The sequence below is a fragment of the Chitinophaga sp. Ak27 genome, assembly GCF_012726295.1.
GTDB lineage: Bacteria > Bacteroidota > Bacteroidia > Chitinophagales > Chitinophagaceae > Chitinophaga.
Window position 1 is genome coordinate 313,651 of sequence record NZ_JABAOB010000003.1, and the last position, 15,735, is coordinate 329,385.

General features: G+C 44.6%; 13 protein-coding genes. 8 read left to right on the top strand and 5 right to left on the bottom strand.

Annotation, left to right across the window (positions count from 1 at the left end; translation table 11 throughout):
* Nucleotides 1-3: 3 nt before the first annotated feature.
* Together HGH90_RS12765 and HGH90_RS12770 are read right to left on the bottom strand one after the other, a co-directional pair.
* Nucleotides 4-2,121, bottom strand: coding sequence for a M48 family metallopeptidase (locus HGH90_RS12765; protein WP_168761815.1), 2,118 nt, complete (start codon nucleotides 2,119-2,121; stop codon nucleotides 4-6).
* Nucleotides 2,122-2,400: 279 nt separating this feature from the next.
* Nucleotides 2,401-3,567: a hypothetical protein gene (locus HGH90_RS12770; RefSeq protein ID WP_168761816.1), complete on the bottom strand. Its 1,167-nt coding sequence runs from the start codon at nucleotides 3,565-3,567 to the stop codon at nucleotides 2,401-2,403.
* Between the two features lie 63 nt (nucleotides 3,568-3,630).
* Here HGH90_RS12770 and HGH90_RS12775 point away from each other — a divergent pair, with 63 nt between their 5' ends.
* Together HGH90_RS12775 and HGH90_RS12780 are read left to right on the top strand one after the other, a co-directional pair.
* Complete coding sequence (locus HGH90_RS12775) at nucleotides 3,631-4,248, top strand: hypothetical protein (RefSeq protein ID WP_168761817.1); 618 nt, start codon at nucleotides 3,631-3,633, stop codon at nucleotides 4,246-4,248.
* A gap of 9 nt (nucleotides 4,249-4,257) precedes the next feature.
* Complete coding sequence (locus tag HGH90_RS12780; RefSeq protein WP_168761818.1) at nucleotides 4,258-4,770, top strand: GNAT family N-acetyltransferase; 513 nt, start codon at nucleotides 4,258-4,260, stop codon at nucleotides 4,768-4,770.
* Nucleotides 4,771-4,902: 132 nt separating this feature from the next.
* On the opposite strand, the gene HGH90_RS31665 is transcribed toward HGH90_RS12780, so the two are convergent.
* On the bottom strand, nucleotides 4,903-6,624 hold the full coding sequence (locus HGH90_RS31665) for a DUF6600 domain-containing protein (protein WP_211172634.1): 1,722 nt from the start codon (nucleotides 6,622-6,624) through the stop codon (nucleotides 4,903-4,905).
* Between the two features lie 337 nt (nucleotides 6,625-6,961).
* On the opposite strand from HGH90_RS31665, the gene pnuC reads away from it, so the two are divergent.
* Together pnuC and HGH90_RS12795 are read left to right on the top strand one after the other, a co-directional pair.
* Nucleotides 6,962-7,612, top strand: a complete 651-nt coding sequence (gene pnuC / locus HGH90_RS12790) for a nicotinamide riboside transporter PnuC (RefSeq protein WP_168761820.1) — start codon at nucleotides 6,962-6,964, stop codon at nucleotides 7,610-7,612.
* Nucleotides 7,613-7,624: 12 nt separating this feature from the next.
* Nucleotides 7,625-8,494, top strand: a complete 870-nt coding sequence (locus HGH90_RS12795) for a DUF4349 domain-containing protein (RefSeq protein ID WP_169191262.1) — start codon at nucleotides 7,625-7,627, stop codon at nucleotides 8,492-8,494.
* Between the two features lie 35 nt (nucleotides 8,495-8,529).
* Here the strand turns inward: HGH90_RS12795 and HGH90_RS12800 are convergent, their stop codons facing one another.
* Nucleotides 8,530-9,744: a metallophosphoesterase gene (locus HGH90_RS12800; RefSeq protein WP_169191263.1), complete on the bottom strand. Its 1,215-nt coding sequence runs from the start codon at nucleotides 9,742-9,744 to the stop codon at nucleotides 8,530-8,532.
* A 335-nt stretch (nucleotides 9,745-10,079) separates the two neighbouring features.
* Between HGH90_RS12800 and atpD the strand changes: the two genes are divergently transcribed.
* Nucleotides 10,080-11,582, top strand: a complete 1,503-nt coding sequence (atpD, locus tag HGH90_RS12805; protein WP_168761823.1) for a F0F1 ATP synthase subunit beta — start codon at nucleotides 10,080-10,082, stop codon at nucleotides 11,580-11,582.
* Between the two features lie 59 nt (nucleotides 11,583-11,641).
* Nucleotides 11,642-11,899, top strand: a complete 258-nt coding sequence (gene atpC, locus HGH90_RS12810) for an ATP synthase F1 subunit epsilon (RefSeq protein ID WP_145664420.1) — start codon at nucleotides 11,642-11,644, stop codon at nucleotides 11,897-11,899.
* Nucleotides 11,900-12,400: 501 nt separating this feature from the next.
* On the opposite strand, the gene HGH90_RS12815 is transcribed toward atpC, so the two are convergent.
* Nucleotides 12,401-12,958: a YqgE/AlgH family protein gene (locus tag HGH90_RS12815; protein ID WP_247679770.1), complete on the bottom strand. Its 558-nt coding sequence runs from the start codon at nucleotides 12,956-12,958 to the stop codon at nucleotides 12,401-12,403.
* A 579-nt stretch (nucleotides 12,959-13,537) separates the two neighbouring features.
* Here HGH90_RS12815 and HGH90_RS12820 point away from each other — a divergent pair.
* Nucleotides 13,538-14,914 (top strand): sensor histidine kinase, encoded by a 1,377-nt coding sequence (locus HGH90_RS12820; protein WP_168761824.1) that lies wholly within the window; start codon nucleotides 13,538-13,540, stop codon nucleotides 14,912-14,914.
* Nucleotides 14,915-14,919: 5 nt separating this feature from the next.
* A complete protein-coding gene (locus tag HGH90_RS12825; protein WP_168761825.1) occupies nucleotides 14,920-15,732 on the top strand; it encodes a HesA/MoeB/ThiF family protein in 813 nt (270 codons plus the stop codon).
* Nucleotides 15,733-15,735: the final 3 nt, after the last annotated feature.

Sequence of the window (15,735 nt, forward strand, 5' to 3'; positions counted from 1 at the left end):
AACCTATTCCCCCGGTATCAAAGTTAAAATAAACTCCAGATATGATTTTTTTAATAATATGATTCCGTTGTTATAATATTCCATCATCTCGGAGCTCACTTCATGCAGTTCCTGCATGGCAGCATAGTCGGGAATCATATCGGTTATAAAGTTACAGTCCTGTTGCCGGAGCTTCCCGAGCTTTCCTTCCATACTCTCCGGGAATGTGCTATACAAGGCCGATTGACGGATGTTTTCCGTCAGGAGCCGGAAATTCCAGCATTCGGCCGACAATTCCTGGTAAAGGGGGGGCAATGACGCCAGGTCCTGTTCCTGGCTGTTAAACAACTGGCTGATGCAATGTATAATACGGAATACCTGGTCATTTAATTGATGTCCCGTTTCTTGATAAGCCAGTACTTCCCGGTATTTTTTGAGCAAAAGGGCTGCGACCTCAGGGCCTTTTTGCAGCGCAGTGCTATAGTGGTAACGAAAAGCAAGCAGGTCGTGTTTTTTTAGCCATTCTGCTTCTGCGCATACCTGGGTGGTAAGCATACGGGCCAGCTGCCGGGCCCTGGCAGTGCTATATTTCTGTCCGTCGAATTCAAAATAACGGGTCTGGAACTGGCCGGTACTGATGGCCTGCAAGGTTTCTGCATCCTGCCGGTCCCGGTAAAATGCCCGCATCCTGGCAATAATATCCGGATGGTATATATCTTCGAGACACGTCTGCGCCATCTCTTCCCGGGATAATAAAATAGCGTCATCTACTGCTATATCATTAAATGGCCGGTTATCGTAATACTCATTAAATGCTTTGGGATATTCGTATAGCCGGTGGTGTTGTGACAGCTCCGCAATATAAGCGGCAGGCGTAACCAGGTCAAATGTATCCGCCGGCATAGGCAGGATTTGGTGATACAATCGCCCTGTCATCTGCTCCTGCAGGGCTTCGGGCTCATTAAATAAAGCCCAGGCACTATGCCCTGTTGGCTTACAGGATACGGCAGCCTGTACATAATGCGCCTCCCGGGCTTCCCGCGACAAGTGAGAGGTCCATTGCTCCCGCAACTGTACCCGGCTTTTCAGAAACGATTGAAAGTAATGATCAGTAATAACAGGCAACCCGGCAGGATCCAGCGCCAGCTGATGCTGTTGGCTGTAATAACAAAGCAATGCCCGTTGTACGGAGAAAATACTGGAAAAACGTACGCCCTTCTCCGCCAACTCGGGAAGTTTATGGAAACAATGATCCAGGCAATAACTCCCCATTTCTACCCGGCGTAAACTGCTGATAGCAGTGGGCGAGCTGGTGAGACTCACAGCTACCTGGTCGGCATAAAATTCCATTTCCCGGCTCAACTCCAGGTAGCGGCGGTTAATTAGTGAATATATTTTCCGCAACACAAATTGCATCGCTGTTAATAGCCGCGTGGTAATATGTGCAAAAAAACTCAGTAAACTATTGCCATTACTCCAGCGCATGGCTATTTCATCCCACTGCTCATTTTCATAAAGCATCGTATACAAGCGCTTATTCAACGCATAAATGTAACTGCCCAGCTTCATACTTCGCTGGGAAAAATGGGCAAATTCATGCGCCAGCAACATTTTAAATTCACTGATATTCACGCTGTTGATCAACCCCAAACCAATCTCCAGGTTTTTTGGAGCAGGCCATAGTAAACTGAATAAATTGGAATCATAGAATACAGTAGTATTCATATCTGGCACCACGAATATTTTTTTAGGGAAATGAATACGTGTGTCCTTTACCAGCTGCGTAATAAAGTCGAATAAACGGGGATGATGATCTGCAAAAATCTGTATGCGGTAAGGGTTTATCGCCTGCCGTTTGTTGAAAAGAAATTTAATGAGAAAAAACAACACCATCCCCCCCAACAACATAAGACCAGGTCCTATGATGCCTGTAAGCCAACCAGGACGATGGCGGAATAACATCACCCCCCCTAGTATACAACCAACAGCCAGGGCTACGGCTGCCAACAATAAAACCACGTAAAGTATAAAAAACAGTACAACGTAGCTGATGGCTTTCATTATCTGTTGCCTAAACAATAACGTGGGTTCAATGAGCGCCAGATCAGCGTTTTCCGGGCACTCAGGATATAAGTCGGTCATAACGAAATGTCAGGTTAGACCCTAAAAGGGATTTAAATGTATCGAATATTCATAAACTTATTGGTGTTTCATCAGCAGTCAGCCATCAGGGCAGGTAAGCGAAAGCCATTACCGTATTGACTAATAGTAGGTTGGTTAATTATATATTTTTAATAATAATATATGAGATGTAATATATTTGGTTGATCTATGGCCTCAAAACGATACAAAAATGTGTGTAATACTCGAGGTAGGTATCAATAAATGGATGCAGGACCACACTCCTGCATCCGAAATATGTTATCCGATTATCGGATGCCGGTGAAACGGCCTTCTTCGGTCAAATAAATAACGATAAGTGGTCAATTGCCGGGAAGGGGCAGCCCCCAGGCTTTCCGCCACATTCTGCATTTTGGGGTTAAAATCACCTATCCATTGCATTTCATAATCCACATACTTCACTGCACCGCTTTGAATTAATTTGGCGCCTTCCACAATGGTAAACGCATCCACGCCCTTGCCCTGGAATTCCGGTACTACCCCGAAAATAATTCCCGTCATCTTTTTACAATACCCCATCTGTTTCAAATACAGGAATTTGAGCTTCTGCAACAGGCCAAATTTCCCATTCATATGTTTAATATACTGGTTGAGATCGGGCAGGTTAAGCCAGATAGCAATAGGCTCCTCATGATGGTATACGAACCAGGCGATTTTCTCATCCAGTAATGGCTTCATCTGCTTGAAAAGCGCAATCGCCTGCGCCTTGCCCATATCCTTGCCACCACCATGTTTGGCCCAGGCTTTATTATATACTGTACAGAAATCTTCTGCAAACTTCCGCAAATCCTTTTTTCTGAGATGCATCGCCTTAAACGCCGGATCAGCAGCAATGGCGGCATGGCGATCGTAAAATTTGGGTTGCAGGGTATCTGCTACTTTCATCCCATAGCAAATCTGATTGAAAAATACCTGGAATCCATACTGCTCGAAGAGGCGAACATAATAGGGAGGGTTAAAGTTCATGGCATAAAGCGGCTCATGATAACCTTCTGTGAGCAATCCCCACCAGTTGTTGCGTTCTCCAAAGTTGATGGGACCATCCATAGCCTCCATGCCACGCTCCTGCAGCCATTGTTTGCCGGTATCAAAAAGCAGGTTGGCTGCTTCCTGGTTATCAATACAGTCGAAGAACCCGATACCGCCTACCGGGAATTCATCTCCCTTATTCTTATATTTTTTACTGACAAATGCGGCCATCCGCCCAATTAACTGACCATTACCATCTTTTAAAATCCATCTTACACATTCTCCATGACGAAAAGCTTTGTTATGTTCCCGGTCAAACACCGAGTTGATATCCTTATCCAGCGGCCTTATCCATCCTTCCACGTCTTTATTCAATAATACATGTACTTCCAGAAACTGCCGGGCTGTCTGTTCATTGTTTACAATAATCAATTGCATTGTGACCATTTGTACAAATGTAATGAAAACTCAGTTGGCACTATTTTTTCTCTCGCCACAGGGATGAAAAAAGCTTATATCTATCCTGCTATAATACTGCTGTTAATCGTTATATTCAGCCTGGGCTACTGCCAGCAACAGCGGCATGTACGTAAAGTATTATCTGAAAACCAACGGCTATGGAATGAAAATCGGGACCTCCGGCAAAGCCTCGCCCAGGCCGGCGCCGTGAGCCAGCAGATCAACAGCCACCAGGAGCTGCAACAACGGGTAGGCGGACAATTTATCGAACGCCGTGCCTATTACCGCCGCAACTGGCAGCAATTTATCGCAGCAACGGCGGGCGACTACCACACCGGCTTTCTCGGAGGCATCAAAAACCTGACAATTACCGTACGCAATCAAACAGAGTATCCCCTCGACAATGTGGTGGTAAAAGTGCTGTATATGCGCAATAACAATGAAATCTTCAAAACAGAACAGTATACCATTAATAACATTTCCGAAAAAAGCAGCCGAAGCATCACTGCTTCCAATAGCCGTAAGGGAAGTAAGGTAGAAGTGAAACTGGTAAGCATTACCAGTCAGCCCATGAACTTCTGCTGGGCGGCCGATAAGCCCGTTCCCGCCGGTAACCCCGATCCATTTGAATGTGTGCCCGCCGCAAAGAATAATCACTAACTTCGCGGCATGATCCAGCTTACCCCAGTTACCATGGCCGATGATGCCATGAAAGACTTGTACAGCGAAGCATTTCCACTGGAGGAAAGAAGACCCTGGCCCCTGCAGGAACAACTAATGGCAGCAGGCCATCTCCGGATATTGCGTATAACCAGTAATGCCGCCTTTGCCGGCCTTGTGTTTTACTGGCAACTCCCCGATTTTTACTTTATAGAACATTTTGCTATCCATCCCAGTGCCAGAGGAGGCGGCGCCGGTACGCAGGTAATGCAGTTGCTCGAAAAACAGCTACAGGTCATTGTATTGGAAGTAGAACCTCCTGTAACGGCACAAGCTATACGTAGAATTAATTTTTACGAACGGCTGGGTTATCAGACGTTCCCGGATCGTTACCAGCAACCAGCCTACTATCCACATCTTCCGCCACTGGAACTTTGTATCATGTATAAAGGGATTTCCGCCGAAACAATGGGCTTCAACAAGATAAAATCACAATTATATCAATACGTATATAATCAGTAACAATAGCTGCGCTGTTTACAATGCACAAAAAAAGACCGCCTCATAAACAGAGACGGTCTTTTATCAGGTAACGTCAACGGACGATGTATATTTGGCAAGTATTATGACTTGTTCATTTCGCCAGCTACAGCCTTATCCTACACGTGAAGGTCGATCACCTTGCTGTTGTTGTTGTTGTCTTTGCTGCTGCTCCTGCTGACGTTGTTGCTGCTGCTGTTCCCTTTGTACACGCTGTTGTTCCTGTTGCTGCTGCTGTTGTTGTCTTACTCTTTCCTGTTGTTGTTGTTGTTGTTGTTGTTGTTGTTGTTGTTGTTGTTGTTGTTGTTGTTGCTGTTGTTGCTGCATACGTTGTTGTTCCTGTTGTTGCTGTCTTACTCTTTCCTGCTGCTGCTGCTGTTGCTGTTGCTGTTGCTGCTGCTGTTGTTGTATACGCTGCTGTTCCTGCTGTTGCTGTCTTACTCTTTCCTGTTGTTGTTGCTGTTGTATGCGCTGTTGATCTTGTATCTGGCGAACACGGTCCTGCTGTTGCTGCTGTTGTATTCTTTGTTGTTCCTGTTGCTGTTGCTGTTGTTGTGCACGCTGCTGCTGTTGTATCTGTTGTAAACGCTGTTGTTCCTGCTGTTGTTGCTGCTGGTCAAATCCCCTGGAAGGTCTGTTATAATTACCGGCGGGCGTGTTGTTGCCGGCAGGAATATTACCATTATCACTGTTGCCGGGTCTTACCCGACCAGGGAAATTGTTGTTGGGAACATTACCATTATTGTTGTTGGGAATATTACCGTTATCGCTGCTACCTGGCCTTACCCGTCCAGGGACGTTGTTATTGTTATTGGGAATATTTCCGTTATTGTTGCTATTGTCGCCGGGTCTTACTCTACCCGGGAAATTGTTGTTAGGAACGTTCCCATTATTATTGTTGCCATTATTACCAGAATTGATGCGTCCTGGTGTATTACCATTGTTATTGGAAATGTTCCCGTTGTTGTTATTACCACGATTCGGACGGTTATAGTCAAGTTGCTGTACCGGTCTTGAACGATCGGCCGTCTGTCCTCTCTGAATAGCTGCAGCGTCCGGACGGTAAATACGTAACTGGTTGCTTTCTACCCTGCCTGTTCCTGGTCTGCCACTGTTTTCCACTCTTAAAGGCCTGATCTGCTGGCCGGAGTAACGTTGTACTTCGTTGGCATTGGGTCCAGCGTAAACCCGGTACCCACCATAATTATTGGTGTTATTGATAATAGTAGTATTGTTGATAATAGTTACGTTCCGGCTATTATCTACATAGTAGTTATTGATACGGGGGCTACCGATATATTGTCTGGGTACGAAGGCCCAGCAATTGCTCGGAGGATTATAGGAATATTGAGGTCCCATAGGCGCCCAACCGTAATAATCACCACCACCTCTCCAGTTTACCCAGGCTGGTCCCCATTCATTACCCGGTACCCACATCCATCCCTGGTAGTCGTCATATAACCAACGGCCATAGTGGAAGGCAGCCCAACCCCAGGAATAGTCAGACATCCAGGTCCAGCCGTAATCGGTATAAACCCAGTGCCCATTTGTATAGTATGGTCTGAAATCCCGGCCCGCATTAGGTATCCATACTCGGTCGTAACCCGGATAACTCGCCCAGGTACCATAAGGGCTCAATTCATCGTAAAATGAAATGGAGGCATTTACCTGTACCTGTGGACCGGAAGGATAAGACGTATTATATTGATCGTATTGATTGTATTGACCACCCTGGTCATACTGGCTTCCGTAAGGAGCATAAGTAGTAGCACAGCTGCTTACGAAGAAAGATATAGTTAAGAGAAGTATCCCTGTATGTTTAATTACCCTGTTCATAACTCCCTGTTTTATTAGTCCCGATTTTTGTTGTCCCAGACTCCTGAAGATGTCATGAATGTTGTTGTGTGTATAGTTACTTTATAATATCAACAGCATTTTTTGATGATGAATTGAATGATGTATCGAAGACCTGATGATTTAAATTGTTAAAGAATGGTGTTAAAGTTTTTATAACGCTTTTGCTGCAGTTTGGGCGTTTATATATACTATGTCAAAAATGATTCCAATTTAATAAACGTTTGTAACTATCTGTATTTCAATGTAAAATACCGTGGCGATACGAATAATAAAACATTACTGTAATATTGCAGCAGTTCGTTATAATTTTGACCCAATGTCTTCATTTTTTAGCATTCAGCACATCTTTTTTACTGCACTGGGATATTCGGTCAGTTATGTTGAATTTATAGGTACGTTAACCGGTTTGTGGTGCGTGTGGCTGGCTGCCCGGGACCATATTTTAACGTGGCCGGTTGGGCTGGTCAATGTGAGCTGTTTTTTTATACTTTTCTGGCAATTGCAGCTGTATGCAGATATGTTTTTACAAATCTACTTTTTCGCTACAGGCGTGTATGGGTGGTTGTTTTGGTACAGGAAGCAGCCGGAAAATGAACCGGTGTATGCGTTGCAATCCCGGCAGCGCTGGGGACTGGGACTAGCGGCGTTGGTACTTTCCGGGATCACAGGTTATATCATCAGTCGCCTGCATGTGTGGTGGCCGGGAATATTTGAACATCCGGCGGCTTATCCTTATACCGATTCGCTGGTAGCAGTATTGAGTGTAATGGCTAATATCCTGCTGGCGAAAAGAATCTGGGAAAACTGGTTGCTGTGGGTATTGGTAGATATTGTAGCTACCGTTATTTATTTTATGAAAGATGTAAAGTTTCTTGGAATCGAATACTTTATTTTGTTGATTATCGCCACCATGGGCCTTTTGAAATGGTTGAAAACGTATAGGCAACAATCCATTGTTAACAGATAAACACCAATACCTATGTTCTCAAAATCTTACCGGCGTATAGCCGTTGCATTTATACTCGTTTTTATAGCGATGTATGTATTTCGAATTATTTATGGCTATTGTTATAAAGGCCGGCAATATGATGAATCTGGCAGTAATAGTTTTTTATCCGGGGTTGTAAAACACCGTAAAAACTATGCATCTGAGAAAATAAAATCGTTGGGCCCTGCCAATGCAGCTCCTGCCAGTATAGCAGGTAACCAGAAATATGAGAAAGTGGCCAATGTGCGGTCTAAATCCTCCCATTTTACGGAAGATGAAAAACAGCTGCATAGCACTATTAAAAAGTTTGATGCAATTATCCAGTACCAGCAGGAGTCGGGCAATAAAGGAGCACGGGAAATACAAATGCTGATAGGTGTTTCGCCGGAAAAGTTCGACTCATTTTACCTGGCCACGCAGGGAATTGGCGTGATTAAATCTACCGAAATTACTAAAACCGATAAAACCAACGAATACCGCAAACTCAACGCTACTAAGGTTTCCCTGGAAAAGTCACTGGCTTCTTTCAACGACCTGAAAGCTAAAGAGGGAAAGATAGAAGACTTTATAGCGTTACATAACAAGATTTACGAGGTGGAAACGGAATTGCAGGGCCTGGGCGTGGAGCTGGGAAATTTTGATACGGAGAATGAATTTTGTACGGTGCAGTTTTCCATGTACGAAGGAGCGGCAGAGAAGCCTATCAGTTTTGTAACCCGTTTGAAAGTGGCGCTGGAATGGACAATAAAGTATTATGGAGTATTAGTGGCAAGTGTATTCTTTGCGGCGGCAGCTGCATGGGTAATATTGAAATTGATATTGTTGGTAAATACTTTTATCGCTTCGCAGAAGAAAGTATAAAAATGCCGGAGTATCAATACTCCGGCATCAGTATTTTATACAGTGTATTCACCTACTTTGGTACCGTCGTCTTTCAGCATGGTCAGTACCAGTTGTTGCTGATCTGCTTTTATTTTTATTAGCGTCCGGGCACCGTCTTTCGGGCCACCACCAATAATAAGCGGGTATTCATGCTGGCCTTTTACGGGCGCATAAACACCGTATTGGTGGGTATGACCGCATACCAGGATATCTATCTTGTGTTTGTTGAACAGGTCGCCAAACATTTCGCGGCAATGTTTTACACCGTGCCATTCGCCGGAATGATAATGTGGAATATGCATCATGACAACTTTGTGTTTCGCTTTTTTAAAGGCGGGGCTTTGGAGTTGTTGTTCCAGCCATTGTGCCTGTTGCTGCCGGTAGGCATCAAAGTCAACGATGCCCGCATATACCGGGTGTGTATCTTCTTTATCTTCTCCTGTATCCAATACTATAGCGAAAACGGGTCCTATGTTAAAGGTAAAGTAGTTATTGTGCCCTGGGTTATCGAAGTACTGGTGCCATTCCCTGGCGTATTTGCCCCTGGTTTCGTGGTTACCTCTTACATACATGAAGGGGGTTCGGGTAGAAAAAATATCGCCACAGGGGGTGAGCATATGGTCGATGATTTGTTGTTCGTCGGCCTGATAGTCAAACACATCGCCGTTGAAGAAAACGAAATCGTATGGATCTTGTCCATTCAGTCCCATCAGGTGAGGAATAGAGGCGGGTCGGTCGTGTATATCATTAATGATCAGCCAGGATACTTCTTTTGCTTGTGGATCGGGGGCGGTGAAAGTATAGGTATCGCTGGTGATGGTGTTGCCATAGGTCATTTTATAGGGTTCAAACGACAGGATGTTTTTAGAATAAACTTTGTAGCTGTATTTTTTCCCGGGTTGCAGGGGGCCGAGTTCAATACGGTGCCGGCGGTTGTTGGCGTCTACCAGGCCATGGTGGATGCTGTGGGCTTTCTGGTTAAGCTGTCCGTCGATGCCGTATTCCACCCAGCTATAGGAAGGGCGGGAAGTGAGCCACATCACGGAAATGGTATGTGGACCAGGGTATTGCAGGTAAGGTTTGCACAGAAAGGTGATGTCCGGGTTGTCGGCCGGGTGGATACCGGCTTTGGCTACGGCGGGTATAATACCGGTCATACCCAGCAGGCTGGCCTTGGAAATGTTGCCCAGGAAAGATCGCCTGGACTGTTCACTGTTTGATTTTTTCATATGTAGATATTATATATATCAGGATAGTTTTTAAAAATAGTAAGAGAATCAAGAAAAGGGAGCTATTTTTATATGAGTGGTGTAGCTGATACCGGTTATTTATAAATATAAATATTCTGTAATTTGATAGACTGCGCTTTAGATTGCCGGGAGATAAAAGTAAAATAACGGTGAGAACGGTGAAAAATGCGGTGGGAAAAGGTTTTTTTTCGTCAATAGCGTTTTGATATTCATCTATTAACTCTTACCTTTGCGGCAAATTTTGGAAACTGTTTGCACTGCAAGCGGTTTTTGAGGAAGTAACATTTTAGTATTTTATAAACCTCTTTAAAAATATGCCTAACACAGGTAAGATCAAACAAATTATCGGTCCCGTGGTGGACGTGCACTTTGATGACAAATTGCCCGAAATCTACAGCGCATTGGAAATTACCCGCGAAAATGGTCAGAAAGTAGTATTGGAAGTACAACAGCACCTGGGTGAGGACAGCGTTCGTACCGTGGCAATGGACTCCACTGACGGTATGGTTCGTGGAATGGCCGTAGTTGATAAAGGCGCTCCGATTAAAATGCCAATTGGCGACCAGGTTAAAGGACGTTTGTTCAATGTGGTAGGTGAAGCGATCGATGGTTTGGGTGATATCGATACTTCAAATGGTTATCCTATTCACCGTGAGCCGCCTAAATTTGAGGATCTGGCTACTGAAACAGAAGTACTGTTCACTGGTATTAAAGTAATTGACCTGATTGAGCCATACGCTAAGGGTGGTAAAATTGGTTTGTTTGGTGGTGCTGGTGTGGGTAAAACCGTATTGATCCAGGAGCTGATCAACAACATTGCGAAAGGTTACGAAGGTTTGTCTGTATTTGCCGGTGTGGGTGAGCGTACCCGTGAAGGGAACGATCTGATGCGTGAAATGATTGAAGCCAACATCGTAAAATACGGTGATAAGTTTAAAGAATCCATGGAACACGGTGACTGGAACGTTGCCGCTGTAGATAAAGAATTACTGAAGCAATCACAGGCTACGTTTGTGTTTGGTCAGATGAACGAACCGCCGGGAGCCCGTGCGCGTGTGGCATTATCCGGTCTTACCCTGGCTGAGTATTTCCGTGATGGAGATGGTTCTGCAGGTGGTGGTCGCGATATCCTGTTCTTCGTAGATAACATCTTCCGTTTCACCCAGGCAGGTTCTGAAGTATCTGCACTGTTGGGCCGTATGCCTTCAGCGGTGGGTTACCAGCCAACACTGGCTACTGAAATGGGTCTGATGCAGGAACGTATCACCTCTACTAAAAATGGTTCCATCACTTCCGTACAGGCGGTTTACGTACCTGCGGATGACTTGACGGATCCTGCTCCTGCAACTACCTTCTCTCACCTGGATGCTACCACCGTATTGGATCGTAAGATTTCCGATCTTGGTATCTACCCTGCTGTGAGCCCGCTGGACTCTACCTCCCGTATCCTCACGCCATCTATCGTTGGTGAGGCACACTACAACTGTGCTCAGCGTGTGAAAATGATTCTGCAACGCTATAAAGAACTGCAGGATATCATCGCGATCCTCGGTTTGGATGAATTGAGCGACGAAGATAAGCTGACAGTATCCCGTGCACGTCGTGTACAACGTTTCCTGTCTCAGCCTTTCCACGTAGCAGAACAATTTACCGGTCTGAAAGGAGTACTTGTTCCAATCGAAGAAACTATCCGTGGTTTCAACATGATCATGGACGGAGAAGTGGATGAGTATCCGGAAGCAGCTTTCAACCTCGTAGGTAATATCGAAGCAGCTATCGAAAAAGGTAAGAAATTACTGGAAGCAGCGAATAACTAATTATAGTAATGATCCCGGTTTGGCCGGGATCATTACCCTTCACCATTTACGATCATAACATGCTATTAGAAGTATTAACACCAGAAAGAAAATTATATGCCGGCGAAGTGTACGGAGTACAGCTGCCAGGTATTGACGGTTCTTTTGAAATACTGGATAAACATGCGCCATTAATTGCAGCTCTCGGAAATGGTAAAATGAAAGTGCTGAAAGACAAGGCGCACGCCGAGTTCTTTACTATCAGCGGTGGATTCGTGGAAGTGTTGCGCAATAAGGCTACCGTACTCGTAGAAGGCGCTGTAGCAGTGGAGAAATAAGCATACCAGCAAGAAATTATAATAACCAGGCCGGGTAAGATTACCCGGCCTTCGTTTTTGTCCTAACTATTCCAATCTTAGATGACCCGGCAAGGAACAGGATTGCAACGCCGGGATTTCCTCTCTATTCATCTATGTGCAATACATTACCTGTACGGCTATACGAGATATCCGCAGTTCTATAATGCACAACAATAAACAGCCGTATCAAGGGCTGTATATATTACCTAATGAATATGCCTTTGATGATAAAGTGTTGATGATCAGGTAAAATTCTGGTATCGGTCTATAGAAGGGTCAAAATGTTTTCATAGGTTTGTTCCTTCATAGGTGTATTCTCATCGGTTATTACTTACCTGAACGGGCTACGTAATTGATATTATTTACCAATTACTTTAGCAAGATATTTAATTTGTTTTAAATAAACACGATTCCGCCTGTTCATTTTTCAACAAAACCAGCCAGCATGCTACATCTCCTTCTATTTCAGATTATTAACTTTTAGTTCAGGGAGGGGTCAATGGGATAATTTGCCATCATGGCAAAGGCGCTGCCAAGATTTTTGAGAGATTGCTGCCATATTTGCTGTTCACGGGGTTCAAATACCAAGGTGGCATCCGGCTGCGACAGGATCCAGGATTTCTCCTTTACTTCTTCTTCCAGCTGTCCCTCCGTCCACCCGCTATAGCCAATAAAGAACTTGATCTGTTTAGGTTCCAGCAGGCCCTTATTAAGGGCAGCCACTACTTCATCAAACCTGCCTCCCCAGTAAATACCAGGCAGTATTTCCAACCCCCCGGCAATTAAATCGGGCTGCCGGTGAATAAAATGTATGGTATCCATTTGTACCGGGCCACCATAATATACGGGGATATTGTTGATCAACACTTCCGGTACCAGGTCGTCCAGCGACTGGTCGAATAACTTATTGATAACGAACCCAAAACTGCCTTTTTCTTCGTGTTCACAGAGCAATACTACCGTGCGTGCAAAATTTGGATCTTTTAAGAAAGGATCAGCTATCAGCAAAATGCCGGGCGACAAACTTACCATAGACATACAATTTTATAGCTCTATCCAAATTTAACTAAATGATTGAATAGTAAAGGAAAAAAGTATCTTGGAAAGTAATTGATGGCATAATGTTGCTAAGACATTCAGGATCAGGTGCAAAATAGTATGCGGCGGTAATATTGACTGATTTTCTTGCTGAAATAGTTCGAAAAATGGAAAAAATGCGAAATTTCTTTATGTTTTGAGAACCGGGAAGAAAATAGAGGAAATAAAAAAGGAGGCTAGAAAACCTCCTTACCATTTTATCAACCAAAATCTAAATCGCTTATGGAACGAATCCACATCGATGTATGTAGAAAGTTTAATTACTTTGTTATGATCTTGAACTAATCAAATTTAGTACCAAGATTCTGAAGCAAAGGTAAGGAAAGATGCAATAATAAAATCAGCAGTGGCCAGTTAAAATTACGTTAAAGTGATGTTGTATTGCTGTTAACAAACTGCAGGCTTGCATTCCGTTCGGAATTTTGTATCATAGTTGCTATAGCAAACATCTTTTTTAACATATTTTAATATTTCCCTGCGCTTATCTTTGGCGTAACTTAAAGTCAGACAAAACATTACATGATACCACTGAAGAAGATTTTTCCCGTTATTGTTGTACTGATCACGCTATCCCTGTTCGGCATCATTTATATCCAGGTGAGCTGGATCAAAAGCGCGATACTGATTAAAGAGGAACAGCTGTTTCAACGGGCTGTTAACATGACCAATGACGTGTACAACGATCTGATGTACCGCCGCCAGAGCATGGCCATGTTTAAGCTGGATAACCGGGCGCCGGCTATAAAAGGATTTAATCCCCTGGATGTTACCAGGATGCCCTATAACCCGCCTGCTATCAGCGAAATCTTTAAAGTAGAGGAAGTGAGGCGTATTATCCAGAACAATATGAGGAAAAATCACCTCGATTCCACCCATTTCGAATTCGCCATCATCGGTGTCGCGCCCGGATCTGACCTGGGAGTACCCAAAATGCTGTCGGCCAGCTTTGAGCAGATGTTCCAGCGAAACGTTGACGATACTATTGGAGGCAGGAAAAAGTACCGCGTACAGGTGATCCCCCTGGCGGAACCCAATGACTTTAATCCCCGCGTGGAGAAGCTTTACATCATCATGGCCAACGACGACTCTATTGCCAAGCAGCTGGGCATGATGATCACCGGCGGGGTGCTTTTTACGATGATTATCATCACCGCCTTTGCCCTTACCATCCGCACCATGCTAAACCAGAAAAAGCTGTCGGAGATAAAGTCTGACTTTATCAATAACATGACGCATGAACTGAAAACACCGCTGGCCACCATCTCCCTGGCCATTGATGCCATCAGGAATGAGAAAGTCATGTCAAAACCGGAAAAAATCCAGTATTTCTCGGGTATTATCAAGGAAGAAAATAAACGCATGAATAAACAGGTGGAAAGTATCCTGCAATCGGCCCTCCTCGAAAAAGATGAAATAGGGCTGAAACTACAGGCCACCGATGTACATGCCGTAATCCAGAATACGACCGATAACCTGCAGCTGCAGCTGGCCGGTAAAAACGGCGAGGTAGACCTGCAACTGGATGCTATCAACCCAGTGATTATGGCGGATGATGTGCATTTTTCCAACCTCATCTTCAACCTGATGGACAATGCCATCAAGTATTCCAATGATCAGCTTAAGATTGTTATCCAGACTTATAATACACGCAAAAGCCTGTTCATCGTGATTATCGACAATGGTATCGGGATGAGCCGCGATACTATTTCCCGTATCTTTGAAAAGTTCTACCGCGCTCATACCGGTAATGTACATAACGTAAAAGGTTTTGGGCTGGGTCTCACCTATGTGAAAGCCATTGTAGACGCGCATAAAGGAAAAATTAAAGTGGAAAGTATCGTAGGGAAAGGCAGTAAGTTTACCCTGGAATTTCCGCAGGAACTAGATAAAGGATAAAGCGTATGATACTGAGTGAAAAAGAAATTCAGCATTTTAAAAACCCCATTGCCGTACCGGGTATGGGTATCAGCATGCAGGAGAAACTGAAGGAAGCCCGGGTATTAGTAGTAGGCGCCGGCGGCCTGGGAAGCCCGGTAATACAATATCTCAGCGCCAGCGGGATAGGGGTATTGGGTATTGCGGATTACGGTGTGATCAACGATGAAGATATGCATCGGCAACCTGTATACCAGATGCAGGATATCCGTAAGCATAAAGCAAAAATGGCAGCCAGCAGGCTCTGGGCGGTAAATCCATATACCAAACATTACCCGATACTAATGCAGGTAAAGCCCGAAACCATCGGTATGATGCTGGTGGGCTTTGACCTGGTGATTGACTGCTCGCAACATCTGCCCACTCACCTGGTGATTAACGATGCTTGCCTGGTCAACGATAAACCTTTTATCACGGGGGAAGTGCATAACTGGATGGCCTGGTTTGGCGGCTTTAATATGCCCCTGGCTGACGGCACGCGCTCAGCTACTTACCGCTGCGCCTTGCCTATTACAGAAGAATACCGCAATTTCGATGCAGGTGCTATTGGCGCCACGCATGGTGCACTCGGCATGCAAATCGTATGCGAGGTGATCAAATATCTCATGGACGTACCCATAGGTGTTGCCGGGAAGCTCTATGGTATAGACTATCTCCATAATCAAACCCAGGTATATGACCTGCAGCCGGATACCGCGCAGATCGAAAGTACCCGTGCAGCTGGTATCCTCACTGCGGATGATTACGGGCTGGAAATAGTGCCGGATGTGGAAGATTAAGCT

What these genes read in the sequence shown, in the direction of transcription:
- HGH90_RS12765 (WP_168761815.1), bottom strand. Translation starts at nt 2,121, where the DNA reads ATGACCGACTTATATCCTGAGTGCCCGGAAAACGCTGATCTGGCGCTC.
- HGH90_RS12770 (WP_168761816.1), bottom strand. Translation starts at nt 3,567, where the DNA reads ATGCAATTGATTATTGTAAACAATGAACAGACAGCCCGGCAGTTTCTG.
- HGH90_RS12775 (WP_168761817.1), top strand. Translation starts at nt 3,631, where the DNA reads ATGAAAAAAGCTTATATCTATCCTGCTATAATACTGCTGTTAATCGTT.
- HGH90_RS12780 (WP_168761818.1), top strand. Translation starts at nt 4,258, where the DNA reads ATGATCCAGCTTACCCCAGTTACCATGGCCGATGATGCCATGAAAGAC.
- HGH90_RS31665 (WP_211172634.1), bottom strand. Translation starts at nt 6,624, where the DNA reads ATGAACAGGGTAATTAAACATACAGGGATACTTCTCTTAACTATATCT.
- pnuC (WP_168761820.1), top strand. Translation starts at nt 6,962, where the DNA reads ATGTCTTCATTTTTTAGCATTCAGCACATCTTTTTTACTGCACTGGGA.
- HGH90_RS12795 (WP_169191262.1), top strand. Translation starts at nt 7,625, where the DNA reads ATGTTCTCAAAATCTTACCGGCGTATAGCCGTTGCATTTATACTCGTT.
- HGH90_RS12800 (WP_169191263.1), bottom strand. Translation starts at nt 9,744, where the DNA reads ATGAAAAAATCAAACAGTGAACAGTCCAGGCGATCTTTCCTGGGCAAC.
- atpD (WP_168761823.1), top strand. Translation starts at nt 10,080, where the DNA reads ATGCCTAACACAGGTAAGATCAAACAAATTATCGGTCCCGTGGTGGAC.
- atpC (WP_145664420.1), top strand. Translation starts at nt 11,642, where the DNA reads ATGCTATTAGAAGTATTAACACCAGAAAGAAAATTATATGCCGGCGAA.
- HGH90_RS12815 (WP_247679770.1), bottom strand. Translation starts at nt 12,958, where the DNA reads ATGTCTATGGTAAGTTTGTCGCCCGGCATTTTGCTGATAGCTGATCCT.
- HGH90_RS12820 (WP_168761824.1), top strand. Translation starts at nt 13,538, where the DNA reads ATGATACCACTGAAGAAGATTTTTCCCGTTATTGTTGTACTGATCACG.
- HGH90_RS12825 (WP_168761825.1), top strand. Translation starts at nt 14,920, where the DNA reads ATGATACTGAGTGAAAAAGAAATTCAGCATTTTAAAAACCCCATTGCC.